This is a genomic window from Neisseria sp. HMSC073G10 (genome assembly GCF_001812605.1).
GTDB lineage: Bacteria > Pseudomonadota > Gammaproteobacteria > Burkholderiales > Neisseriaceae > Neisseria > Neisseria subflava_A.
Genome location: NZ_KV809528.1, coordinates 31,426 through 55,962, shown reverse-complemented (window position 1 = coordinate 55,962; position 24,537 = coordinate 31,426). Strand labels below are relative to the sequence as shown.

Annotated in this window: 24 protein-coding genes and 1 pseudogene; 12 read left to right on the top strand and 13 right to left on the bottom strand. The window is 46.9% G+C overall.

Annotated features, from left to right (window positions below; translation table 11 throughout):
• Positions 1 to 46 precede the first annotated feature (46 nt).
• The gene (purD, locus tag HMPREF2865_RS06230) at positions 47 to 1,318 is read right to left on the bottom strand and encodes a phosphoribosylamine--glycine ligase (RefSeq protein WP_070646458.1); all 1,272 of its coding nucleotides are present in this window, start codon (positions 1,316 to 1,318) and stop codon (positions 47 to 49) included.
• Between the two features lie 140 nt (positions 1,319 to 1,458).
• Here purD and HMPREF2865_RS06225 point away from each other — a divergent pair, with 140 nt between their 5' ends.
• A complete protein-coding gene (locus HMPREF2865_RS06225; protein ID WP_049349195.1) occupies positions 1,459 to 1,770 on the top strand; it encodes a DUF4298 domain-containing protein in 312 nt (103 codons plus the stop codon).
• A 54-nt stretch (positions 1,771 to 1,824) separates the two neighbouring features.
• On the opposite strand, the gene HMPREF2865_RS06220 is transcribed toward HMPREF2865_RS06225, so the two are convergent.
• The 5 genes from HMPREF2865_RS06220 to HMPREF2865_RS06200 form a co-directional block, all read right to left on the bottom strand.
• A complete protein-coding gene (locus HMPREF2865_RS06220; RefSeq protein WP_070646457.1) occupies positions 1,825 to 2,436 on the bottom strand; it encodes an IMPACT family protein in 612 nt (203 codons plus the stop codon).
• Between the two features lie 61 nt (positions 2,437 to 2,497).
• Positions 2,498 to 3,430 carry an electron transfer flavoprotein subunit alpha/FixB family protein gene (locus tag HMPREF2865_RS06215; RefSeq protein WP_070646456.1) on the bottom strand — a complete coding sequence of 311 codons (933 nt, stop codon included), beginning with the start codon at positions 3,428 to 3,430 and terminating at the stop codon, positions 2,498 to 2,500.
• 10 nt (positions 3,431 to 3,440) lie between these two features.
• Positions 3,441 to 4,190, bottom strand: coding sequence for an electron transfer flavoprotein subunit beta/FixA family protein (locus HMPREF2865_RS06210; RefSeq protein ID WP_003686610.1), 750 nt, complete (start codon positions 4,188 to 4,190; stop codon positions 3,441 to 3,443).
• A 182-nt stretch (positions 4,191 to 4,372) separates the two neighbouring features.
• A complete protein-coding gene (waaC, locus tag HMPREF2865_RS06205) occupies positions 4,373 to 5,341 on the bottom strand; it encodes a lipopolysaccharide heptosyltransferase I (RefSeq protein ID WP_070646455.1) in 969 nt (322 codons plus the stop codon).
• Positions 5,342 to 5,388: 47 nt separating this feature from the next.
• Complete coding sequence (locus HMPREF2865_RS06200) at positions 5,389 to 6,024, bottom strand: nicotinamidase (RefSeq protein WP_070646454.1); 636 nt, start codon at positions 6,022 to 6,024, stop codon at positions 5,389 to 5,391.
• A gap of 170 nt (positions 6,025 to 6,194) precedes the next feature.
• Between HMPREF2865_RS06200 and tsaA the strand changes: the two genes are divergently transcribed.
• Positions 6,195 to 6,869: a tRNA (N6-threonylcarbamoyladenosine(37)-N6)-methyltransferase TrmO gene (gene tsaA, locus HMPREF2865_RS06195; RefSeq protein WP_070646453.1), complete on the top strand. Its 675-nt coding sequence runs from the start codon at positions 6,195 to 6,197 to the stop codon at positions 6,867 to 6,869.
• Between the two features lie 96 nt (positions 6,870 to 6,965).
• Here tsaA and gap read toward each other — a convergent pair whose 3' ends face one another.
• Positions 6,966 to 7,970, bottom strand: coding sequence for a type I glyceraldehyde-3-phosphate dehydrogenase (gene gap, locus HMPREF2865_RS06190; RefSeq protein ID WP_049335677.1), 1,005 nt, complete (start codon positions 7,968 to 7,970; stop codon positions 6,966 to 6,968).
• 649 nt (positions 7,971 to 8,619) lie between these two features.
• Between gap and lpxC the strand changes: the two genes are divergently transcribed.
• Positions 8,620 to 9,534 carry a UDP-3-O-acyl-N-acetylglucosamine deacetylase gene (gene lpxC / locus HMPREF2865_RS06185; protein ID WP_070646452.1) on the top strand — a complete coding sequence of 305 codons (915 nt, stop codon included), beginning with the start codon at positions 8,620 to 8,622 and terminating at the stop codon, positions 9,532 to 9,534.
• A 238-nt stretch (positions 9,535 to 9,772) separates the two neighbouring features.
• Here lpxC and ggt read toward each other — a convergent pair whose 3' ends face one another.
• Positions 9,773 to 11,542, bottom strand: coding sequence for a gamma-glutamyltransferase (ggt, locus tag HMPREF2865_RS06180; protein ID WP_070646451.1), 1,770 nt, complete (start codon positions 11,540 to 11,542; stop codon positions 9,773 to 9,775).
• 483 nt (positions 11,543 to 12,025) lie between these two features.
• Between ggt and gnd the strand changes: the two genes are divergently transcribed.
• Positions 12,026 to 13,474, top strand: a complete 1,449-nt coding sequence (gene gnd, locus HMPREF2865_RS06175; protein ID WP_070646450.1) for a decarboxylating NADP(+)-dependent phosphogluconate dehydrogenase — start codon at positions 12,026 to 12,028, stop codon at positions 13,472 to 13,474.
• Between the two features lie 85 nt (positions 13,475 to 13,559).
• Here gnd and HMPREF2865_RS06170 read toward each other — a convergent pair whose 3' ends face one another.
• Positions 13,560 to 14,510 carry a D-2-hydroxyacid dehydrogenase gene (locus tag HMPREF2865_RS06170; RefSeq protein ID WP_070646449.1) on the bottom strand — a complete coding sequence of 317 codons (951 nt, stop codon included), beginning with the start codon at positions 14,508 to 14,510 and terminating at the stop codon, positions 13,560 to 13,562.
• A 128-nt stretch (positions 14,511 to 14,638) separates the two neighbouring features.
• Between HMPREF2865_RS06170 and HMPREF2865_RS06165 the strand changes: the two genes are divergently transcribed.
• Both HMPREF2865_RS06165 and dinG read left to right on the top strand, forming a co-directional pair.
• Entirely contained in the window at positions 14,639 to 14,857 is a 219-nt protein-coding gene (locus HMPREF2865_RS06165) for a DUF2061 domain-containing protein (protein ID WP_141752525.1), read from the top strand.
• 164 nt (positions 14,858 to 15,021) lie between these two features.
• On the top strand, positions 15,022 to 17,172 hold the full coding sequence (gene dinG, locus HMPREF2865_RS06160) for an ATP-dependent DNA helicase DinG (protein WP_070646447.1): 2,151 nt from the start codon (positions 15,022 to 15,024) through the stop codon (positions 17,170 to 17,172).
• A 69-nt stretch (positions 17,173 to 17,241) separates the two neighbouring features.
• Here the strand turns inward: dinG and HMPREF2865_RS12370 are convergent.
• A pseudogene (locus tag HMPREF2865_RS12370) lies at positions 17,242 to 17,343 on the bottom strand (N-acetyltransferase); the annotation flags it as partial.
• Between HMPREF2865_RS12370 and HMPREF2865_RS11670 the strand changes: the two are divergent.
• Both HMPREF2865_RS11670 and HMPREF2865_RS06155 read left to right on the top strand, forming a co-directional pair.
• Positions 17,329 to 17,532 (top strand): HNH endonuclease, encoded by a 204-nt coding sequence (locus HMPREF2865_RS11670; RefSeq protein ID WP_283120654.1) that lies wholly within the window; start codon positions 17,329 to 17,331, stop codon positions 17,530 to 17,532. The pseudogene HMPREF2865_RS12370 and the gene HMPREF2865_RS11670 overlap by 15 nt on opposite strands.
• Positions 17,533 to 17,547: 15 nt before the next feature.
• Positions 17,548 to 18,027 carry an SMI1/KNR4 family protein gene (locus HMPREF2865_RS06155; RefSeq protein WP_070646446.1) on the top strand — a complete coding sequence of 160 codons (480 nt, stop codon included), beginning with the start codon at positions 17,548 to 17,550 and terminating at the stop codon, positions 18,025 to 18,027.
• A gap of 574 nt (positions 18,028 to 18,601) precedes the next feature.
• Here the strand turns inward: HMPREF2865_RS06155 and HMPREF2865_RS11660 are convergent.
• Positions 18,602 to 19,057, bottom strand: coding sequence for a GNAT family N-acetyltransferase (locus tag HMPREF2865_RS11660; protein WP_283120648.1), 456 nt, complete (start codon positions 19,055 to 19,057; stop codon positions 18,602 to 18,604).
• 166 nt (positions 19,058 to 19,223) lie between these two features.
• Here HMPREF2865_RS11660 and HMPREF2865_RS06145 point away from each other — a divergent pair, with 166 nt between their 5' ends.
• Complete coding sequence (locus HMPREF2865_RS06145) at positions 19,224 to 19,490, top strand: DUF3079 domain-containing protein (protein ID WP_003686685.1); 267 nt, start codon at positions 19,224 to 19,226, stop codon at positions 19,488 to 19,490.
• Positions 19,491 to 19,573: 83 nt separating this feature from the next.
• On the opposite strand, the gene HMPREF2865_RS06140 is transcribed toward HMPREF2865_RS06145, so the two are convergent.
• The gene (locus HMPREF2865_RS06140; RefSeq protein WP_070646443.1) at positions 19,574 to 20,056 is read right to left on the bottom strand and encodes a dihydrofolate reductase; all 483 of its coding nucleotides are present in this window, start codon (positions 20,054 to 20,056) and stop codon (positions 19,574 to 19,576) included.
• A gap of 196 nt (positions 20,057 to 20,252) precedes the next feature.
• On the opposite strand from HMPREF2865_RS06140, the gene HMPREF2865_RS06135 reads away from it, so the two are divergent.
• Positions 20,253 to 21,050, top strand: a complete 798-nt coding sequence (locus HMPREF2865_RS06135; RefSeq protein WP_070646441.1) for a factor H-binding protein — start codon at positions 20,253 to 20,255, stop codon at positions 21,048 to 21,050.
• Positions 21,051 to 21,139: 89 nt separating this feature from the next.
• On the opposite strand, the gene asd is transcribed toward HMPREF2865_RS06135, so the two are convergent.
• A complete protein-coding gene (gene asd / locus HMPREF2865_RS06130) occupies positions 21,140 to 22,255 on the bottom strand; it encodes an aspartate-semialdehyde dehydrogenase (RefSeq protein ID WP_070646439.1) in 1,116 nt (371 codons plus the stop codon).
• Between the two features lie 241 nt (positions 22,256 to 22,496).
• Here asd and HMPREF2865_RS06125 point away from each other — a divergent pair, with 241 nt between their 5' ends.
• Positions 22,497 to 23,069 (top strand): RDD family protein, encoded by a 573-nt coding sequence (locus HMPREF2865_RS06125; protein ID WP_070584504.1) that lies wholly within the window; start codon positions 22,497 to 22,499, stop codon positions 23,067 to 23,069.
• An 89-nt stretch (positions 23,070 to 23,158) separates the two neighbouring features.
• Positions 23,159 to 24,481 carry a murein transglycosylase A gene (locus tag HMPREF2865_RS06120; RefSeq protein ID WP_070646437.1) on the top strand — a complete coding sequence of 441 codons (1,323 nt, stop codon included), beginning with the start codon at positions 23,159 to 23,161 and terminating at the stop codon, positions 24,479 to 24,481.
• The last annotated feature ends 56 nt before the right edge of the window (positions 24,482 to 24,537 follow it).

Below are 24,537 nucleotides of genomic sequence, written 5' to 3'. Positions count from 1 at the left end.
AGATTGTCGGACAATCTGTGTTCAGACGGCCTATTTCTATTCATTATTAACGGTTGATGGCTTTATCGGCAATGTCTTTACGGTATTGCATACCGTCAAAACGGATTGTTTCCAATGCCTCATAAGCCTTGCTTTTAGCTTGGGCAACATCATCGCCCAAACCGACTACACACAATACACGGCCGCCGTTGGTTACAACTTCTCCTTTTTCATTCGTTGCAGTACCGGCATGGAAAACTTTACCGATTTGATTGGACTTATCCAAGCCGAAGATCACATCGCCTTTTTTCGGGGAGTCAGGATAATTTTGTGCGGCCAACACCACGCCTACTGCAGTTTGCGGATTCCATTTGGCAGCAACACTATCCAATTTGCCGTCGATTGCCGCTTCAACCAAGTCCACCAAATCGCTATCCAAACGGCTCATAATCGGCTGGGTTTCAGGGTCGCCGAAACGGCAGTTGAATTCAATGGTATAAGGCGCACCGGTTTTATCAATCATCAAGCCCGCGTATAAAAAGCCGGTAAACTCATGACCTTCTGCTTTCATACCTGCCACGGTCGGCAAAATAATTTCATTCATCGCGCGCTCGTACACATCAGGCGTTACCACCGGAGCAGGGCTGTATGCGCCCATACCGCCGGTATTAGGGCCTTTGTCGTCATCCAACAGGCGTTTATGGTCTTGACTGGTTGCCATCGGCAAAACATGATTGCCGTCCACCATAACGATAAAGCTTGCTTCCTCGCCTTGCAGGAAATCTTCAATCACGACACGCGCGCCTGCATTGCCCATTTTGTTGCCCAACAACATATCGTCAATAGCGGCATGGGCTTCATCCAAAGTCATGGCGACAATCACGCCTTTACCGGCAGCCAAACCATCCGCCTTAATAACAATTGGCGCACCTTTTTGATTGACGTAATCATGTGCTGCATCGGCATTTTCAAAGGTTTGGTATTGCGCGGTTGGAATGTTATATTTTGCCATAAACGCTTTAGCAAAATCCTTTGAGCTCTCCAGCTGGGCCGCGTATTGAGTCGGGCCAAAAATCTTCAATCCGGCAGCACGGAAGTCATTCACCACACCCGCAGCCAAAGGCGCTTCAGGGCCAACTACGGTAAAGGCAATATTTTCATTACGGCAAAAATCAATCAAATCTTGATGCGCCGTCAACGCTATATTCTGCAGTTTAGGCTCAATTGCCGTTCCGGCATTACCGGGTGCAACAAAGACAATTTCTACTTTAGCCGACTGCGCCAATTTCCAAGCCAGTGCGTGTTCACGTCCACCATTACCAATAACGAGCAATTTCATACCATCTCCTTGAAGAATAGATGTTGTAAATAAAATTCAATCGATGGAATATTGTTCCATCTTGCATAGCTGTTTCAAATTAAGAATAATATTGCACCAAGACAACCATACTCTAATTTCAAACAACGAAAGGACAAATCATGCAAAAACGTATTGACGAAATTCAAAGCAAATACCGCGAATGGTGCGAATTACTGCCGCAACTAGAAGCAGATATCGCCCGCTGGAAACATGCTGCAAGCCTTATGCAGGACATGGATGAATTCTATACCAACGAATACCAAGCATGCCATCAAGCCATTGAAGAAGGGGCAGATGTTGATTTGCGTACACAGGGCGAATACAGCATTATGAGCGAAGATGCCCTATGGAACGCACTGGGGGAATTTCATCAACTGGCTTGGGAACACCTGCGCTCAAGCGTAAATGCTTTAGACAGATACCAAGGCTAAAACATCAAAGGCCGTCTGAAACTTTTGATTTCTCAAATATGTTCAGACGACCTTTTATTCAAACGGCTGTTCAGTATCTACTTCAATTTGGCGCGTATTTTTCCAAGCAGCAATACAGGTTTCATAATCGGCCAACGCTATTTTCACTGTTAACTTACAATCCAGCTGCAAATCCTGTTCCACAATATCGGCCTGATATTGTTTGGCAATCCGTATAGCCTCATTCAAAACAGGATATTCACACTTCAACCAAACTGTCTTTTCGACATTCTTTTCAACAATTTCAGCTATCGCCAATGCCTGAGCTGTTGATTCCTTATAAGCATGAATCAGACCGGGAACACCCAATAGCGTACCTCCAAAATAGCGCACAACTACAACCAACACATCCGTTACGCCGACAGAATCAATCTGCCCCAGAATAGGGCGGCCTGCGCTTCCGGACGGTTCTCCATCATCGTTTGCACGAAACTGCATTCCATCCACACCCAATCGATAGGCGTAGCACCAATGTCGCGCCTTGTGATGCTCTTCCTTTAATGGGTCGAGATACTTCTTCACATCGGCCAAAGTGCGAATCGGATAGGCGTACGCGATGAAGCGGCTGCCTTTATCTTTAAATTCAGCCTGTGTCAGTGTGGTAATGGTTTTATAGGTCGTAATCATGCCAAAATATTTTCAGACGGCCTTTGTTATAAAAGGCCGTCTGAACGTTTCACGTGAAACATTAGTTTTTCAGTGCTTCAGTCAGTTGAGGCACAACTTCAAACAAATCACCAACCAAGCCGTAATCTGCCACATTGAAAATCGGAGCGTCAGCATCTTTGTTGATGGCAACAATCACTTTACTGTCCTGCATACCGGCAACGTGTTGGATAGCACCAGAAATACCGATAGCGAAGTATAGTTGCGGCGCAACCACTTTACCGGTTTGTCCGACTTGGGCATCGTTTGGCGCATACTCGGCATCCACTGCCGCACGGGATGCACCAATCGCTGCACCCAAAGCATCCGCCAATGGAGTTAACACTTCATTGAATTTTTCAGCACTGCCCAATGCACGGCCACCGGAAACAATCACTTTTGCCTGAGTCAATTCAGGGCGGTCAGACTGGGAAAGTTGACGGTTTACGAAACGGCTCAGGTTTTGAGCAGGCGCTGCCTCAACATTGACCACTTCTGCATTACCGCCTTGTCCGGCAGCATCAAATGCGGTTGCACGGAAAGTCAGCACCAGTTTTTCAGAATTGGATTGAACGGTTTCAAATGCATTACCGGCATAAATCGGACGGACAAATGTCGAGTTATCCACAACTTCAGTTAAATCCGAAACTTGTGGCACATCCAATAGGGCAGCAACCCGGGGCAGAAGATTTTTACCAAACGCAGTTGCAGTCGCAGCCACATAGCGGTAATCCACAGCCAGTTTAACAACCAAAGGCGCTAATTCTTCTACCAAACCTTCAGCGTAATAGGGCGCATCGGCTACCAAAACTTTCGCCACGCCTGCAACCTGTTTCACTTCTTCAACCACCGCAGCAGCATTACTGCCGGCAACCAATAAATCTACATTACCCAATTTGGTGGCAGCCGTTACCGCATGCAAAGTGGCAGGATTCAAATGTTGGTTATTATGTTCCGCAATAATCAATACGCTCATTTCATACTCCTTAGATCACTTTGGCTTCGTTTTTCAGCTTTTCAACCAACTCGGCAACATCAGCCACTTTCACACCGGCTTGACGTGCTTTAGGTTCGGCAAATTTCACGGTATTCAAACGCGGAGAAATATCCACAGCCAAATCGGCAGGACTTAATTTTTCCAAAGGTTTTTTCTTTGCCGCCATGATATTAGGAAGTTTGACAAAGCGTGGTTCGTTCAAACGCAAATCTGCACTGATGACCGCAGGCAGCTTCAATGCAACAGTCTCTTCGCCGCCGTCAATTTCACGGGTTACCAATGCTTCTTCGCCTTCAATTTGCACTTTTGATGCAAAAGTACCTTGAGCCGCATTCAACAACGCAGCCAGCATTTGGGCAACTTGGTTGGCGTCATCGTCAATTGCCTGTTTGCCCAGCAATAAAATTTGCGGATTTTCTTTATCCGCAACAGCTTTCAGCAATTTTGCAACGGCCAAAGGCTCCAACTTCGCATCAGTCTCAACATGAACCGCACGGTCGGCACCCATCGCCAAAGCAGTACGCAACGTCTCTTCGCATTTTTTCTCGCCAAGAGAAACAGCAACAATCTCGCTTACTTTTCCGGCTTCTTTCAAACGGACAGCTTCTTCTACCGCGATTTCATCAAACGGGTTCATCGACATTTTGACATTACCGATATCCACATCGGAACCATCGGCTTTCACACGAACTTTGACGTTATAGTCCACTACGCGCTTTACTGCGACCAGTGCTTTCATTCAATTCTCCTAAAAAGAATGTCCATCAAATCTAGCATACTGCTTTTGATACATTCTTTATATAAAATCCAATTCGGTTTTCACCAACATGATAAAACCAAATTTGTATAAATCTTGGCAAATAGAGCGGAATTATATCATTTCTAAAGCATTTACTCAGAAAATAAATCCACCCCCAGCAATTATTTACCGTATGCTGCAACACAATCCATCAAGGTTTTATAAACCTCGTCAACATTGGGAATTTGAGCAATACCGCCTAAATTTTTTGCATAAGCCGAAACTTGAACGCCGGTCTTGGCCGGATCTGTATCTGTATAAATTCCTACAACAGGCTTTTCCAGTGCATTGGCAAGATGCAGTAGTCCGGTATCTACGCCAATAATACCCTCTGCGTTTTTCAATAAAAATGCAGCCTGTAATAAATTCATTTTGTCGCAAACCGAAGCAGACGGTAAATCGCTTGCAATCTGTTCGGCACGCATTTTTTCGGTTTCATTTCCCCACGGCAAATATACATTGCATTGTTGTTCTTCATTCAACTTTTTCAATAATGCACGCCAGTGTTCTACCGGCCATAATTTACTGTCTCGACTGGTTGCATGCAAAGCAACGTAATAGGGGGATTGCAAATTTTTCAGACGGCCTAATTCAGGAACCGACAAACCAAATACCTGCGTCTCAGGCATTGTATAACCAAATACTTGGGCGAATAATTCACGGTTTCGCCAGACCGCATTTTTGCCTTTCGGCACGGCAAATGTTTTACTGTATGCAAAGGCAGCCAAACTTTCACGCGTGCTGTGTTTATCTAAACCGTAAATAGGGGATTTTGCCATTTTGGCAAAGCATGCGCTTTTAATCAGTCCTTGACTATCTAAAACAAAATCAAAAGATTCAGCCTGTAAATCCGTTTTCAGACGGCCTATTTCACGCCACGTTTCAGCCTGAAAAAGGTGTTTGCGCCACTGCCGCCATTTCATTACATGAACCTTTTTGACAAAAGGATGTAAGCGGGCAATATCTGCAAACCCTGCCTCACACAGCCAATGGAGCTCTACCTCAGGACATTGTCGCGCCAAATCTTCAACTGCGGGCAACGTATGAATTAAATCGCCCATACTGGACAAGCGGACAAGTAAAATCTTCATATTTTGGAAAATGTTTCACGTGAAACAACAGAATTTAAAAATATAATTTATTGATTATTAATGTATTTTCTTATTTCTTCGGCGTTTTCTAAAATAATAGCCCCGGCAGAATGCATTTCCTGCCATGCAGATTCAACCGTTTCCGGAGCAATACCGCGGCAAGCCGCCTGATTGACAATGACTTTCCAAGCTCCGCCTTTAAGCAACTGTAAAACCGTTGTTTTCACACAATAATCCGTTGCCAAACCGCCGACAATAACTGTATCTGCATTTTGACAGCGCAACCATTCGATCAAACCTGTACTGAGCTTTTCTTCAATATCGTGAAAACATGCGCCGTAAGGATGTAACTCAGGATCAATGCCTTTCCAAACACAATAATCGTATTCCTTGGCTGAAGGCAGGCCATCCAACAATTCATAGCCATATGTTCCAACCATCGCATGTGACACCCAAGTCAAATCCGCATCGGGTAAACCCGTCGGTTTTAACATATCAACAGGATTATCCACAAGCCATTTTGCCGCAACATGATGCGCATCTTTCGTCATCACGCGTAAATCCGCCAATGCAGCTTGGGCATTGAGTTCATCCGCAATCAGATGACCTTCGGCAACAGGCAATTCTTTCGGACACAAAGGCGTAAACGTTTTTTGTGCATCTACATCGATAGAAACAATCATGGATTAATATAACCTATTGATTTTATTTTAAATAATTTAAATTATTCATTTATTGCCAATGTACGGACATTTGGAATAAATGCTTTGTATTATAACAAATTACTACCGCAAAATGTGGGAAAACATCTGTGATATGATGACAGTTTGCACAGAATATTTATCTTCAGATTATGTCCTATTCGATTACGCCTATTGCAACCGTTCATTCTCCCTACAAACAAAAATTCGGCATTGCCCGCCAACCCGGTTTGGTTCCTGCGGCAGAAATTTGCATTGAACTTACTCCTGAATTTACCGCAGACAGCGTTCGGGGCTTGGAAGATTTCGACTATGCGTGGATAAGTTTTATTTTCCACGGCGTATTGGATGAAGGTTGGGCGCAAATGGTGCGTCCGCCACGACTCGGAGGCAAACAAAAAATGGGCGTATTTGCCACACGCAGCCCGCACCGCCCCAATCATCTCGGTTTATCCCTACTGAAACTCGAACACATCGAAACAGGCAAACCTGTCCGCATCTATTGCAGCGGTGCAGACCTATTGGACGGTACTCCGGTAGTTGATATCAAACCCTACATCCCGTTTGTCGAATCCAAACCTGACGCATCATCAGGCTTTGTCAGCGGCAAACCTGAAGAATTGAACGTTGTTTGGGCAGAAAGTACGCTTGCGGAACATTTATCCACAGAAGAAAAACATCTCATTGAACAAAGCATCGCCCAAGATCCTCGCCCTGCCTATCAAGATATTCCCGAACGTATTTATGTGATGAATATTGCGGATTATGAAGTACAGTTTAGGATAGAAAACAAATGTGCCACAGTGATTAAACTATCCACAATCTGAATTACCAATTGAATCTATCTACAAACAAAAGGCCGTCTGAAATGTTCAGACGGCCTTTTAATTATCCACAGACTGATTGATTCAGCCTGTTATCCTTTAGATTTTGCTGGCAAAAAATTCCAAGGTACGAACCAATTGGCAAGTGTAAGACATTTCATTGTCGTACCAAGCAACGGTTTTCACCAATTGTTTGTCACCAACTGTCATCACGCGGGTTTGAGTCGCATCGAAGAGTGAGCCGTATTCAATACCGATAACGTCGGAAGAAACGATTTGATCTTCAGTGTAGCCTAAAGCATCGTTGGCGGCAGCTTTCATGGCTGCATTGATTTCTTCTTTGGTAACAGGGCGTTCGAGAACAGAAACCAGTTCGGTCAAAGAGCCGGTAGCAACAGGAACGCGTTGGGCAGAACCATCAAGTTTGCCGTTCAATTCAGGGATAACCAAGCCGATGGCTTTAGCGGCACCGGTACTGTTCGGTACGATATTCAATGCAGCGGCACGGGCACGTCGGAAGTCGCCTTTGCGGTGTGGTGCATCAAGGGTGTTTTGGTCGCCGGTATAAGCGTGGATAGTGGTCATCAGGCCTTCAACAATACCGAATTCTTTTTGCAATACCGCAGCCATAGGGGCCAGACAGTTAGTCGTACAAGAAGCGGCTGAAATAACAGTTTCGCTACCATCCAAAATATCTTGGTTTACGCCGTATACAACGGTTTTCACATCATTGCCGCCAGGGGCAGAAATCACAACTTTGCGCGCACCGGCACGGATATGGGCTTCTGCTTTGGTTTTGTTAGTAAAGAAACCGGTACATTCGAGAACAACGTCCACACCCAGCTCGCCCCAAGGCAATTCTTCAGGATTAGGATTGGCAAATACTTTGATTTCTTTGCCGTTAACAACAATCGCATCATCTTTCAATTCAGCAGAGCCTTCAAAACGGCCTTGAGTACTGTCGTATTTAAAGAGGTGTAGCAGCATATCGGCAGGAGTCAAGTCGTTAACAGCAACGACTTCGATACCTTGGGCTTTTTCAATTTGACGCAATGCCAGACGACCGATGCGGCCAAAACCATTAATCGCTACTTTAATACTCATTTTGCTACTCCTATTAGATGGAATGGGAAAAATTTTTCAGTAAGTCCATTGTATCCTGAAATAAAATTACTTTCTAGGATTACAGATAATTACTTTTAAGTTGTTTGATTTAAATAAAGAAAACATAAAATTCTTGTTTGTAGGAAAATATCAGGCAAATCGGATTAGTTCTAGCTTTTGATATTTTATTTCATAAAAACCATTTTCCAATCTTAAAAGTTTCATAAGCTTATGGAAATCATAAACTTAGTTCTATTCCTCCATATTTTGCCATTTTTTTGTTGATCATTCAGTGTTTTCTTCAAATCATAATATTTTAATTTTTAAAATGATGATTTTGATGAAAAACCAAACTATCTGTGGATAACGGAATAACTTTCTTTAAAACCAATTTGATAGTTACTTTTTATCTTTGAGGCCAACCCCAACTGAATGCCGGAATAAAAAAGGATAGAATCTTAGTTTTTCTATTTATCTGTGGATAAAACCCAAATTACCCACTTCAATTTCACATACTATTGTGGATAATTTAAATCTAGAGGTTTCTCTCGCAAAACATCCATATTGGCAAATACTATTAAAAATGATGGCTTGTTTTTTCCTTTTTAACGTATCATTTGCCCATCAGACTTTTTTAAAGGAAGCAATTATGCTGCAACGAACTTTAGCCAAATCAGTAAGCGTTACCGGCGTCGGCCTGCATTCGGGCGAAAGGGTCGCTCTGACTTTGCATCCTGCCGAAGAAAACAGCGGTATTTCATTCCGCCGTACCGATTTAAGTGGAGAAATGGGAGAAATAATCAAATTGAATCCTTATTTGATCAACGATACCCGCCTCTCTTCAACCATCGTTACCGATAAAGGCGTGCGCATCGGCACGATTGAACACATTATGTCAGCTCTGTCTGCCTATGGCATCGATAATGCCTTGATTGAATTAAACGCGCCTGAAATTCCGATTATGGACGGCTCCAGCCTGCCGTTTATTTATCTTTTGCAAGATGCGGGCGTTATCGATCAAAAAGCCCAAAAACGGTTTTTAAAAATCCTCAAACCCATTGAAATCAAAGAAACCGGAAAATGGGTGCGCTTTACGCCTTATGACGGCTTTAAAGTTACTTTAACCATCGAATTTGATCATCCCGTATTCAACCGCAGCGCACCTACTTTCGAGATTGATTTTGCAGGAAAATCCTATATCGATGAGATTGCCCGCGCCCGTACCTTCGGCTTTATGCACGAAGTGGAAATGATGCGCGCCCATAATCTCGGACTGGGCGGCAATTTGAACAACGCCATCGTGATTGACGACATGGATGTTTTGAATCCGGAAGGTTTGCGTTATCCCGATGAATTTGTCCGCCACAAAATCCTGGATGCGATTGGCGATTTATACATTGTCGGCCATCCGATTATCGGTGCATTTGAAGGTTACAAATCAGGCCATGCCATCAATAATGCGCTGTTGCGTGCCGTTTTGGCAGATGAAACCGCTTACGAATGGGTTGAGTTTGCCGATGACGAAGACTTACCCACCGCTTTCCACGAGCTGCCGGCAGCCTGATAGTAAATAGATAACGCAGTCCAATGAAAAAGGCCGTCTGAAAGGTTCAGACGGCCTAAATCATGTCGTTTTCCACAAGTAATTATCCACATATTCACCCCTTTTATCTTATTGAAAAATAAAAATATTAAAATTTAATGTTATTCTTATACACATCTTATCCATATATTTTCCCAAATTAAAAGGCCGTCTGAACAACTAGATTTCAGACGGCCTTTTTCATGTCAAACCGACAATATCAATCGCCCATGACTTTGCCTTCGCGTCGCGGGTCGGCGCCACCGAGCAAACCGTCTTTGCCGATCACAATCCCTTGTACGCCGGAATTCAAATCGCGGATTTGGACTTTGTAGCCCAATTTTTCCAACGCAGCCGCTTTATCCACCGCAGCGGTTTTTTCCTCGATTTCATACTGGCTGCCACGATTGAGCATATTCGGCAGTGAAATTGCCGTCTGAATGTCCATGCCCCAGTCGATATGCGCCACCAACGTTTTAGCAACGAAACCGATAATGCGGCTGCCGCCTGGAGAACCGACCGCCATATAAGGCTTACCGTCTTTCATCACAATGGTCGGCGCCATCGAAGAACGCGGACGTTTGCCACCGGCCACGCTGTTTGCCACCGTTTTACCGTCTTCTCTGACAGGGTTGAAGGCAAAATCGGTTAATTCGTTGTTAAGCAGATAGCCGTTTGCCATCAGCCCCGAACCAAAGGCATTTTCAATCGAAGTCGTCATCGATACAACGTTGCCGTCTTTATCCACAACCACCAAATGACTGGTGGACGGCAGCTCGACCGCCATGCCCTGCGCGTATGCCTTGCCAAACTTGCCTGCCTGAATAATTTCCAATGCCTTGTCAGCTTTGCGGATTTCTTCGGCACGCGGTTTCAAATAAGCTTGAGAAATCATGGCACGGGTCGGAACGTTCACAAACTTGGGATCGCCGACATAATAATCACGGTCGGCAAACGCAATCCGCGATGCATCGCCTATCCAGCGCCAACTGTGGATATTTTCCGTACCCAACGCCTTCATATCCTGATTCTGCAATACGCCCAAAATCTCGCCCAAAGCAATCGCGCCCGAACTTGGCGCGCCCATGCCGCAGACTTCATATTCACGATACGGCGCGCAAACCGGCTTACGCTCGATAACTTGATAGTTTTTCAAATCCGCCATGCTGATTTTGCCGGGATTATCCACGGCGCCGGTAACGGCACGGACAATATTCTGTGCCTGCGCCCCCTGATAAAACGGCGCACTGCCTTTTTCCGCCAACAAGCGTACGGAACGCGCAAATTCAGGATTTTTCAAAACCGTTCCCGCTGCCAAAGGCTTGCCGTTAGGCAGGAAATAGGCGGCGGTCTGCGGATAACGTTGCAAGGGTTCCAAATTTTGCTCGATGGATTTCGCCATGCGTGGAGAAACGGCAAAACCTTGTTCCGCCAAAGTAATCGGTTTCTCAAACAAACTTGCCCACGGCAATTTGCCGTAACGCTTGTGGACATCTTCCAGCAGCTTCGGGATCCCCGGCACACCGACCGAACGGCCGCCGACCACAGCTTTCATAAAGCCCATCGGTTTGCCGTTTTCGTCCAAGAAAAGTTCCGGTGTTGCCGCTTTTGGCGCTGTTTCACGGGCATCAAACGTCGTCAGCTTTTTCGCCTTATTGTCCCAATACACCAAAAACGCACCGCCGCCCAATCCGGAAGATTGCGGCTCAACCAGTCCCAAAGTTGTCTGCATGGCAATCATCGCATCTATCGCACTGCCGCCGCGCTTCAAAATTTCATAACCGGCTTCAGTTGCCAGCGGATTGGCAGATGCCGCCATATAATGTTTGGCGCGGATTAATTTCTGCTCCGTCAGCCCTGTTCCTTGCTCCGGTGCATGGTTATCCACAGATACAGAGGGCAGGGCAACTTGAGGCTTTTGAACCGGCTGTTGCGCACAAGCGGCCAAAATCAAAACAGATAACAGGTTAATACTAAAGGAAAACTTCATATACACATCCTTATTGAAATATTTTCAGACGGCCTTTTTCCAACTTAAACAAAAGGAAATATGAAAATAGCTTGAAATAAAAAACCATTTGACTATTTCTCTAGTTAATCAGTTCCGATTGGAAAAGTATAAAACAAGCTAAGATTGTGCACAGGCAAAAAGTTACCCACAGAATGAAGCAGCAGGAAAAATTTATCCACATCTGCAAACAAGGCCAACCTTACTTTATCCTCATCAAAAAATATCAGCTAAGTATTTGAAAATTTTTTTGTAATCAAAGTTATCAACAAGCTGTGGCAGCACTCAATATCATTTTCTATTTATTATTTAAAATCTAATTTATAGTTTGTTTTCCCAAAGGCAAAGGCCATCTGAAACGTAAAGGCATCTTTTCAAAAAATTAAAAAGTTAAGGATTGTTAAAAACGTGTAAATCAGCTAGAGTTACGCTTGATAAAATTAATCAATAACGGAGTTTCACAAAATGAAGGGCGACATTGGCGTAATCGGCCTTGCCGTAATGGGGCAAAACCTGATTCTCAACATGAACGACAACGGCTTTAAAGTTGTCGCATTCAACCGTACGACCAGCAAAGTAGATGATTTTTTAAACGGCGCAGCCAAAAATACCAATATTATCGGCGCATATTCACTGCAAGATCTGGTTGATAAATTAGAAAAACCACGCAAAATCATGATGATGGTTCGCGCTGGTTCTGTTGTTGACGATTTTATCGAGCAACTCGTTCCGCTTTTGGACGAAGGCGACATCATTATTGACGGCGGCAATGCCAACTATCCTGATTCCACCCGCCGTACACACGAGCTGGCGGCAAAAGGCATCCGCTTTATCGGTGCCGGTGTATCCGGTGGCGAAGAAGGCGCGCGTCACGGCCCGTCTATCATGCCTGGCGGCGACGAAGCCGCATGGCCTGCTGTCAAACCGATTTTCCAAGCCATCTCCGCCAAAACGCCTCAAGGCGAGCCTTGCTGCGACTGGGTCGGCCGCGACGGTGCGGGCCACTTCGTCAAAATGGTGCACAACGGCATCGAATACGGCGATATGCAGTTGATTTGCGAAGCCTACCAATTCATGAAAGACGGTTTGGGCCTGTCTTATGACGAAATGCACCAAATCTTCAACGAGTGGAACAAAACCGAACTGGATTCTTATCTGGTCGAAATTACCGCCGTGATTTTGGGTTACAGAGATGAAAACGGCGAACCTTTGGTCGAAAAAATCCTCGATACCGCAGGTCAAAAAGGTACAGGTAAATGGACCGGCATCAATGCCCTCGATTTGGGTATCCCGTTGACCCTGATTTCCGAAGCCGTATTTGCACGTTGCGTGTCCGCGTTTAAAGACCAACGCACCCAAGCAAACAGCCTGTTTGGCAAAACCATTACCCCGATTGAAGGCGACAAAGCCGCATGGGTCGAAGCCCTACGCCAAGCCCTGTTGGCATCCAAAATCATTTCTTATGCACAAGGCTTTATGCTGATCCGCGAAGCCAGCGAAAACAACGATTGGGCATTGAATTACGGCAATACTGCCCTCTTATGGCGAGAAGGCTGCATCATCCGCAGCGCGTTCTTGGGCAACATCCGCGACGCATACGAAGCCAATCCTGATTTGGTCTTCTTGGGTTCCGATCCTTATTTCAAAGGCGTATTGGAAACCTGTCTGCCTGCATGGCGTAAAGTGGTCGCCAAAGCGATCGAGTGCGGTATTCCGATGCCTTGTATGGCTTCCGCCATTACCTTCCTTGACGGCTACACTTCCGAGCGTCTGCCGGCCAACCTGCTGCAAGCGCAACGCGACTACTTCGGCGCGCACACTTACGAGCGTACCGACAAACCGCGCGGCGAGTTCTTCCATACCAATTGGACAGGCAAGGGCGGCGATACTGCTTCAACCACATACGATATTTAATTTGCCCGGGCAAACAAAAGGCCGTCTGAGTATTTCAGACGGCCTTTAAAATTGTTCACAACCTTATCAACAGGTTTTCCATAGATTAAACCAGATTTTGCGGATTGCCGGCCACGAAGCGGTTGATGTTGTCCAAAAGGATGTCAAACAGACGGTTGGCGGCTTCTTGGCTTGCCCATGCAATGTGTGGCGTGACGATGAGGTTGGGCAGTCGGGCTTTCAGCAGAGGATTGCCGTCGCGCGGCGGCTCTTGTGTCAATACGTCAAAACCTGCTCCGCCGATTTGGCCGTATTTCAACGCCGCAACCAAAGCGGCTTCATCGACCAAGCCGCCTCGCCCACAGTTGATGAGGATGGCGCCGGGTTTCATTTGCTGCAATTCGGCTTCGCCTATCATATTGGCCGTTTGCGGCGTGAGCGGGCAATTAAGCGATACGACATCGGCGGAGCGGATGGCTTTGTCAAAGGAAACATAGCCGTCGCGGACGTTTTGGGCATTTTTATGTTCGGCGAACACGACATTCATTTTGAAAGCCTGTGCATAAGTTGCCAGTGTTTTACCGATATTGCCGCGCCCGAAAATCGCCAGCGTTTTGCCGTTCAAATCGCGCATCGGTGCGCCGAGGTGGCAGAAAAACGGCGAGTTTTCCCACAAGCCTGCCGCAACGTCGCGCTGATAGGCAGGCAGGTTGCGCATCAGGGTAATCATCATCATAAACGCGTGTTCCGCCACGGATTCATTGCCGTAAGCGCGGATATTGCACACTGCCGTGCCGTTTTGTTTGGCAGCCTCAACGTCCACATTGTTGACGCCTGTCGCCGTAACGGCAACCAGCTTGAGTTGTGGATTTTCGGCAAATGCTTGGGCGGAAATCACGACTTTGTTGGTAATCACAATGTCCGCGCCGCGGATGCGCTCCAGCGTTTCGTGCGCTTCGGTTGTGCCGTAGCTGCTCAATGTATGTGGAAAATCAAAATCAAACGGGCGGTTGACGAGGGTATCGCGGTCGAGGACGACAATATGGAGCGGGTTCATAAAATTCCTATCAGAAATAAAATATCGATTTATAAAATCTAAATTAGGATAAAGGATTTAAAATATACGCGTTAGTTGATAATAATTATTATGTAGCGATTAAAACATCAATGTATCAGGAAAACAGCATGATTAAAACCATTACATTTGCTATTTTGCATTTCAGCGTCGCATTTAGTGTCGCCTATATTCTGACCGGCAGTATCGGTGTTTCCAGCGCGGTCGCTTTGGTTGAACCCATCGTCAATACCATCGTCTTTTATTTTCACGAAAAAGCATGGAACCGCTACGAGAAAAACAAATCCGAAAAGCAAAAATTGTGGGTGCCTCTGCATCAGTGCGGCTAAAGTTTCAGACGGCCTTTTGCTTGATTAAAACCGATTATGTTTTTGCGGTTCGTCCATCGCCATCAAAATGCCAAACCCTAAAATAGGGTAAGACTTTACGAAGGCTTCATGAAGGTAAAAATGCTAAAATACGCTATTCTTGCAAACCCATTCAGACGGCCTCAATGCTCACCGATTTAGAAAAAAACGCCATCCGCGACCATTACCAAAACATCGGCAAAAACCTGCCCGGTTTCCGTCCGCGCGCTTCGCAGCGGGAAATGATTGCGGCGATTGCCAACGCTTTTTCGCGGACGTTGACGCGTGAAGAAGGCGAAGAAGCGCCCAAACGCGAGGGCGAGAGCATTGCCGTGATCGAAGGGCCGACCGGCGTGGGTAAATCGTTGGCCTATCTTTTGGCCGGCGGCATCATGGCGCAAACGCGCGGCAAACGGCTGATTGTCAGCAGCGCGACGGTGGCCTTGCAGGAGCAGTTGGTTGACCGCGATTTACCGTTTCTGGTCGAAAAAAGCGGTTTGGAGCTGACCTTTGCGCTTGCCAAAGGGCGCGGCCGTTATCTTTGCCCTTACAAACTCTATCAACTGACGCAAAACAACGCCCAGCAAAACCTGCTTGGCTTTGAAGCGCCGGAAGTGTTGTGGGACAGCAAACCCAAGCCGGAAGAATTGAATCTGTTGCGCGACATTGCCGATGAATTTTCCGCCCGCCGCTTTAATGGCGACCGCGACACTTGGCCGGAAAAAATCGATGACGCGATTTGGCTCAAAGTGACCAACGACCGCCACGGTTGCCTGAAATCCGCCTGTCCCAACCGTCCGGAATGCCCGTTTTACCTGGCGCGCGATGTCTTGGAAACCGTCGATGTCGTCGTTGCCAATCACGATCTTCTGCTTGCCGACATCAGCATGGGCGGCGGCGTGATTCTGCCTGCGCCCGAAAACAGTTTCTATTGCATAGACGAAGCGCACCACCTGCCCAAAAAAGCCCTCAGCCGTTTTGCCGCCGAACATTCATGGAATATTGCCGTTTGGACGCTGGAAAAACTGCCGCAGCTGACCGGCAAAATTGCCGCGCTGACCGATAAAGCCGAACTTGCCAACCTTGCCGACGAAGCTGCCACATCCTTGCTCGACAGCCTGCACGAATGGCAGTTTCACTTAGCGGAAGAGCCGTCTTTAAGTTTTGTGTCGTCTGAAAACGACAGGCGGAAACACAACGAACCGACTTGGCTGTGGGAAGACGGCAAAATCCCCGAAGGCCTGGAAACCACAGTTTCCAATACGGCCATTGCTGCGCGTAGCCTGCTCAAACACGTTGTCGGCCTGAACGATGCGCTTTCTGCTGCACGCCGCGAAAAAGAGCAGGACGGCGCGCTCATTGACCGCCTGACCAGCGAGTTCGGCCTTTTTATCGCCCGTATCGAACAAATCAGCGCGGTTTGGGATTTGCTCTCCACCGTTCCCATTGAGGGCGAAGAGCCGTTGGCGAAATGGATAACCCGCCATGCCGACGACAAAAACGACTACATTTTCAATGCCAGCCCCATCAGCAGCGCATCCCATCTTGCCAACAATCTGTGGCGGCGCGCGGCAGGTGCGGTGCTGACTTCGGCTACCCTGCAATCGCTCGGCAGCTTCAACCTGATTTTGCGCCAAACCGGCCTATTATGGCTGCCCGAAACCACCACGCTTGCATTGGAAAGCCCGTTTAATTTCGATACGCAAGGCGAGCTGTATATTCCGCCGGTTCAAGCCAGCCCCAAAGACCCTGATGCGCATACGGCCGCCATTGTCGAATGGTTGCCGAAGCTGGTTTCGCCGGTTGAAGCCATCGGCACGCTGGTGCTGTTTTCCTCGCGCAAGCAAATGCAGGATGTCGCCTTGCGCCTGCCTGACGAATACTTGCCGCTTCTGCTTGTGCAGGGCGAGTTGCCCAAGGCCGTTCTTTTACAGAGGCACCATCAAGCCATTGCCGAAGGCAAAGCCAGCATTATTTTCGGCCTCGACAGTTTTGCCGAAGGCCTCGACCTGCCCGGCACGGCCTGCGTGCAAGTCATTATTGCCAAGCTGCCGTTTGCCATGCCGGACAACCCCATCGAGAAAACCCAAAACCGTTGGATTGAACAACGCGGCGGCAATCCCTTTATCGAAATCACGGTGCCCGAAGCCAGCATCAAACTGATCCAAGCCGTCGGCCGCCTTATCCGTACCGAACAGGATTACGGCCGCGTCACCATCCTTGACAACCGCGTCAAAACGCAACGCTACGGCCAACAATTATTGGCCTGTCTGCCGCCGTTTAAGCGGATAGGGTAGTTGTAGATAATTTAAGAAACAAAGGCCGTCTGAAACCAAATATTCAGACGGCCTTTTATTCTTTTCAAGCTATAAATCCAATTTCATGACGGATACGGTTTCCCCGTTGTGCCAAGTCTGCGTGATTTCTTTCCAGCCGAACTTTTCATACACGGCTTGCACATCCGGCGTGGGGTAATTCCTAAATCAAATTTTACTAGCACACAGTTAGAAGATATTATGGCTGGAAAACGGACTATTAATGGATATATTTGGCATCATAATGCACAAAGTGCACCAAATAACATGCAGCTATTACCATTGGAAATACATGATGCAGTTAGACATACTGGTCAAAATGCATTAAAAAAAGGACGTTAATCAAGGAAATGAATAATGAAAAAATTAAATATCTGGAGAGATGAAGGAAAAGTTTCTGCTTCAATCATTGAAAAATTTGCAGAAAATTTAGGTGTAACATTCCCTAGATCGTATATATATTTGATAAGTGAACATGATTATTTATATCCCGAAGAAGATTGTTTTATTTTTATTGATAATAATAAGAATACAGATGACAGAAATATTTTATTTTTAGGATATAAAAAAGATGCCTCCTGTCATGAAAATATCTATACCTATTCATGCATTGATAATGAATATGGCTATGGAAACCAAGTTGTTGCATTTGGAATAAGTGCAAATGGCGATTATATTTGTTTTGATTACCGTAGAAATTCAAGTAATCCATCCATCGTACTTATGTATCATGATGAATTTTACGAAGATGAACTAGGTAATACCAAGATGATTACAGTTCCCATCGCACCTGATTTTGATAGTTTTATAGATAAACTTTATCAAGATGTAGATTAACTGGCACTACTAACCAGCATAGCCTGTGTAACCAACCAAAAAAGTGAAATGGTAGGATGTGCATTCATGCACACGCGGTTTTGGTTTCGCTGAACTCCGTTTCAGGCTGCCTTAAAACCACTTACCTTTCCTTTTTACTTTAACTAATCGTAACTCTAAACTATGCCCACTCCCCCCTAAACATTCTCTCACCCAAGCTCTATCCCAGTGAGCCATATAACGAAAGCGAAGCACCCGGTGCTATCACTTGGTTGTGGTATCAATCCCATGCACCACCAAGTGCCTATTGCCTGTGTAAAAAAAGAAAATCAACTCACCGAAAAAACCAAGCAAGAAGAATTAAGCACATGACAAAAAACCGCGTATATCCTTGCCCAAGCGGTATTTAGAAGCAGCGGTTGCAGCAGCAGAAGTCAGCATTTCCATAACCTACGGCGAACAGCAAAACCGACAAACCACCCAAGTTCAAGTAAATCAAGCCCAAGCCAGCCAAATTCAAGCAGGCGGTAAAACTACCCTTATTGCCGGAGGTGCAGGCGAACAATCCAATATCAACATCACAGGATCGGATGTTTCAGGTAAAGCAGGAACCGGCCTGATTGCCGATAACGATATCACACTCCAATCCGCCGAACAAAGCAGCAGCGAACGCAGCAACAACAAAAGCAGCGGCTGGATAGAGAAACAGATGCGGCAAACCCAGTTCGCGTGCTTTATCCAGACAAAACGAAACCAGCTGCCTGCCTACGCCCAAACCGCGAAATTGCGGCAAAACGAACACATCGCCCAGCCAATATTCGTATTCGGGAAAACACTCCATATCAAACCGTTTTAATGCCGCCGAACCCATCAGCCGCCCTTCGTTATCCACAGCCGCAAACGCCAGCGGCAAATCATCCCCATTAAGACACTGCGCGTAATATGCACGGATTTTGTCCAGAGACGACCACGGCGCAAAATCGTGCCATTCCTCAAATAGCGCGAGGGCTAAAGGCTCGACAAACTCAGGCTTCAGACGGCATATGTTCATATTTGGTCCTCTTGTTGTACCGCATAGGGATAGTTTTACAGTATAGGCCGTCTGAAAGGTTAACACATCTTAAAAAATCAGCGTAAAACACGATAAACCCGCCGCCAGCCCCATTCAAATCACTTATAATTCTGCCCGTACCGCACACAAACAAAAGAAGAACACCATGGCCAAGAAATTTCCCATTTTCCCGAAAAATCCCGAGCGTATCTGCTGGGGTTGCGACAAATACTGCAAAGAAGACGATTTGCAATGCGGCAACGGTTGCGAGCGCATCCAACATCCCATCGAGTTGGACGGCCGCGACTGGTATAAAAAAGGCGACTGGAGCAATTTGTTGAGCGAAGAGCAGCAAATCGAACTTGGACTGAAAGAAGCGCCCAAGCCGGCCAAACCGCATATCAAGCTGCCTTTGAAAAATAAAACGGCTTAAACGGTATGCCGTAAACAAACGAGATAAAAGAGGCCGTCTGAAACCTGAAAAACAGGGTTTCAGACGGCCTTTGCGTTGTCGGATTATACCCTCACATAATGCACAAATGCGTATTCGATGCCTTTGGCGGAAACATGGTTTTCCCGAGAGGCTTCTTGCCATATTTCTGCGGAAAATTCAGGAAAAAACGCATCGCCGTCCACATCCAAACCGACTTCGGTCAAACGCAAATCCGTGGCAATCGGCAGGGCTTGTGCATAAATTTGCGCGCCGCCCATGATGATGACTTCTTCAGCCCCCTGACACAAAGCCAGCGCATCTTCCAAAGAGGCTGCCGTTTGCGCGCCTTCGGCCTGACAATCTTGGCGGGTGATGACGATATTTTGACGGCCGGGCAGCGGCTTGCGCGGCAGTGATTCCCATGTTTTGCGGCCCATAATGACGGGTTTGCCGGTGGTGTAGAATTTGAAAAAGGCAAAATCCTCGGGCAAATGCCAAGGCATGGTGTTGTTGATGCCGATACAACGGCGGGCGGCGTAGGCGGCGATAAGGGTGATTTTCGGCATGATGAAATCCGTTTGCAAAATAAAATGATTATAGAGGAAGGGATACTAGATTAACGGAATATCCGTTGTTTTAAAAATGTTTCAATATTTATAAAATTAATATTCAAAATATTAATTTTGACAAAAATCATTTATTGTTCATTTTTTTAGGTATATGATAAATATCATACCAAATAAAAAAGGAAAGGAAAAAATGATGAAAACCCTCCGCATTTCTGCTTTGACTGCTTCCCTGTCTTTGATGTTGGCTGCCTGCGGCGGCGCAACAAGCGGTTTGTCGAATGCCGTAACCGAGCCGCTCAATCCGCATCCGAAAGGCGTGTTGTCCGTTGAATTGAACGAATCCGTCCCTGAAAACGGTACGTTGGAGCTGACGGCCAACGGTAAAACGCAAAACCTGCAAAAAGGCGACAAACTCGATACCGGCTTTTTGAAAACCGATAAAGTGTCCTCTTACGACTACGCCCAAAAAATTAAGGTAAACGGCCAAGTCATCACTTTGGAAACGGGCGACTTCCAAGTGTATAAACAAAATTATTCTACTGTTGCTGCGCGTTACGCCAAACAAAAAGCCGATGACGCAGGCAAGCTGCAAAACCTCGATACATACACATTCACCGTCGGCGAAGTCCAAGGCGATGAAACTGCATATCGCAATTTGCCCAAACAAGGCAGCTATCAGTATTCAGGTATCGCGTTTAACGGCGACGACCGCAGCGGCCGTCTGAAATACATCGTCGATTTCGATAAAAAACAAGGTTACGGCAAAATCAGCAGCATGGCTTCCCACAATAATGTCGACCTGCTTGCCGCAAGTATTGCCAATAACAATGGCAAAGCCGCCATCAGCGGTAAAACCAGTTTGAACGGTATCGAAAACGGCCGTTACGATTTGAAGCTCTTCGGCCCGCAGGCTGAAGAAATTGCCGGTAAGGCGCAAATCAAAGTTGGCGATTCCACCAAAGAAATCGGTTTGGCCGGTAAAAAAGAATAGGAAACAAGGCCGTCTGAAAGGTTCAGACGGCCTTTTTGTGACAAAAAAAGCAACGGCCCAAACCGTTGCTTTTTTCATGCCAACCTAAATTACAGGCTGCCCAAGATAATGCGCAATACGCGGCGCAACGGCTCGGCAGCACCCCACAAGAGTTGGTCGCCAACTGTAAATGCGCTGATGTATTCGCCACCCATCTCCAGTTTGCGGATACGGCCGACAGGAACAGACAGTGTGCCGGTAACTTTGGCGGGCGTCAGCTCGTGGATGCTGGCTTCTTTTTCGTTAGGGATAACTTTCACCCAGTTGTTCGCGCCTGCCAAAATCGCTTCGATTTCGGAAACAGGCAGGTCTTTTTTCAGCTTCAGAGTGAGGGCTTGGCTGTGGCAGCGCATAGAGCCGATGCGTACGCACAAACCGTCGATTATGGTCGGATTGTTGCTGCGGCCGAGGATTTTGTTGGTTTCCACGCCGCCCTTCCATTCTTCTTTGGACTGGCCGTTGCCCAAGTCCACGTCAATCCACGGAATCAGGCTGCCGGCGAGCGGTACGCCGAAGTTGGCTTTCGGATAGTCTTCGCTGCGCAGGAAATCGGACACTTTGCGGTCGATGTCGAGAATCGCGCTGGAAGGATCGGCAAGTTCGTCTGCCACTTGGGCGTGAATCGCGCCCATGCCGCTAATGAGTTCGCGCATGTTTTTCGCACCTGCGCCGGAAGCGGCTTGATAGGTCATGCTGGTTGCCCATTCGACCAAATCGTTTTGGAACAAACCGCCCAAAGCCATCAACATCAGGGAAACGGTACAGTTGCCGCCGATGTAGTTTTTCACGCCGTTTTTGAGGCCGTTGTCGATAACGTTGCGGTTGACAGGGTCGAGGACGATAATAGCGTCGTCTTTCATGCGCAGGGAAGAAGCCGCGTCAACCCAGTAGCCGTTCCAGCCGCTGTCGCGCAGGGGTTGGAAGACGGATTTGGTGTAATCGCCACCCTGACAGGTAACGATGATGTCCATTTTTGCCAATTCGGCAACATCGTTGGCATCCAACAATGTTTTGGCTGCCTGACCGAAATCAGGGGCAGCGCCGCCGACGTTGGAAGTGGTAAAGAAAAACGCTTCGGGAATGTTGGCGAAGTCGTTTTCTTCTTTCATACGCTGCATCAAAACAGAGCCGACCATACCGCGCCAGCCGACGAAACCTACTTTCATGTGTTACTCCTTACAAAGAAAATCCGGATAAGTTTATAGTGCATTAACAAAAATCGGAACGGCATCGCCTGCCGTTTTGTTCAGACTTTTGTTAACCCACTATAACAAAGGGGAAAACAAACGTTTTAACGCCGTCTGCGGAAAATGTAAAGGTTTTTATCAAAAATTTTTAGAATGATGGGAAAATAGGTTAAGATGGCAATGAAATTGCATCTCATTAAATAGCACAGAGGAAGATTAAATGAGCGAAATCAATTTGTCGGATTTGCCTAAAACAGAAATAGTAGATGTCCATATTGCTTCGCCGGGGGCGAGGGTTGCGGCATATTTGTTGAATAATCTGTTTACTTTTTTGATATGGGTACCATTCATTGTGATGGTAGTTTTCACTTTTGATGAAAGCAAAGAATTAGTTTCGGAGTCTTCTCTTTCTAATACCCCTGACTATGCAGTCATAACATTTTTTATTTCTTTGGCTGTCTATTTGGTTTTTGGTATCTTCCAACTGTATTACATGAGCCGAGACGGTCAGTCTTTAGGTAAAAAAATTATGGGCATCCGGGTGTTAAAAAGTGACGGTAGCAATCCGGGTTTTGGTGGTACGGTTTTGATACGCGAAGTGGCTTGGTCATTCATTGTCGGTATTATAGTCATTGCGGTAATGTTGGCAGTAAATGAAACAGGTGGAGATTTGGTTTCTCTGCTTATGACTTTCATCAACTTCATCATGCTCTTCTCCGTCAAACGCAACCGTCGCACGCTCTACGATATGCTGGCCGATACGGTTGTCGTCAAATTGCCGCCGCGCCGATAAATCGCTTTTTTATGTTAAAATCAGCACTTTCCAACATAGGCCGTCTGAAAAATAGCTTTCAGACGGCCTTTCGACACGCTATTGATTCCATGAAAAAACATCTGTACCGCATCACGCTCGTCAGCATTGCTGCAGCCATTCTTGCCGCCTGCCCGAGCAAAAGCATTAAAAACCTTCCCGAAACCGACACCAGCGTTATCAAAGGTCCTGACCGCCCCACCGGTACGCCTGATCTCATCGGTACGACTGTAAGCGGGGGAGGAGCAAACTACACCGTTGTTTCCTACAACGAACTGCCGCACTGGAGCACCCAACACTTCGCCAAAAGCCTGCAATCTTTCCGCTTAGGCTGTGAAAAACTTAAAAACCGCCAAGGCTGGCAGGACGTTTGTATCCAAGCCATGCAAACACCGGTGCACCATTTCCAAGCCAAACACTTTTTTGAGCGCTATTTCACCGCATGGCGCGTCGATAACGGCGGCAATCCTGCCGGCACCATTACCGGCTATTACGAACCGGTCCTGCGCGGCGACGACAAATCCACGAGCCAATCCCGTTTCCCTATTTACGGCATTCCGAACGATTTTGTTTCCGTTCCGCTGGCTGCAAACTTGAGAGGCAGCAAAGCCACCGTCCGCATCCGCCAAACCGGCCCAAATAGCGGCGTCATCGACAACAGCGGCACATACACGGCCGACTTGTCCAGATTCCCGATTACAGCACGCAGCACTGCGCTGAAAGGCCGTTTTGAAGGCAGCCGTTTTGTTCCTTACTACACCCGCAGCCAAATCAACGGCGGCGCGCTTAACGGCAAAGCGCCGATTTTGGGTTATGCAGATGATCCGGTCGAACTTTTCTTTATGCACATTCAAGGTTCAGGCCGTCTGAAAACACCGTCCGGAAAATACATCCGTGTCGGATTTTCCGATAAAAACGAACATCCGTATGTTTCCATCGGCCGCTATATGGCGGATAAAGGCTATCTGCCGCTGGGTCAGACCAGCATGCAGGGCATCAAGGCCTATATGAAGCAAAACCCCGGCCGCCTTGCCGAAGTTTTGGGACAAAACCCAAGCTACGTCTTCTTCCGCGAGCTGACCGGCAGCAGTGATTCAGGCCCGGTGGGCGCATTAGGTACGCCGTTGATGGGCGAATACGCCGGTGCCATCGACCGCCACTACATCACGCTTGGCGCACCGCTGTTTGTCGCCACTGCCCACCCGATCACCAAAAAAGCCCTCAACCGCCTGATTATGGCGCAAGATACCGGCAGCGCGATCAAAGGTGCGGTCCGTGTGGATTATTTCTGGGGCTATGGCGACGAAGCAGGCGAAGTGGCCGGCAAAATGAAAACCACAGGCTATGTATGGCAGCTCCTGCCCAACGGCATGAAACCGGAATACCGACCATAAACAGCGGTTTAAAAAAGGCCGTCTGAAACCAAGATTCAGGTTTCAGACGGCCTTTT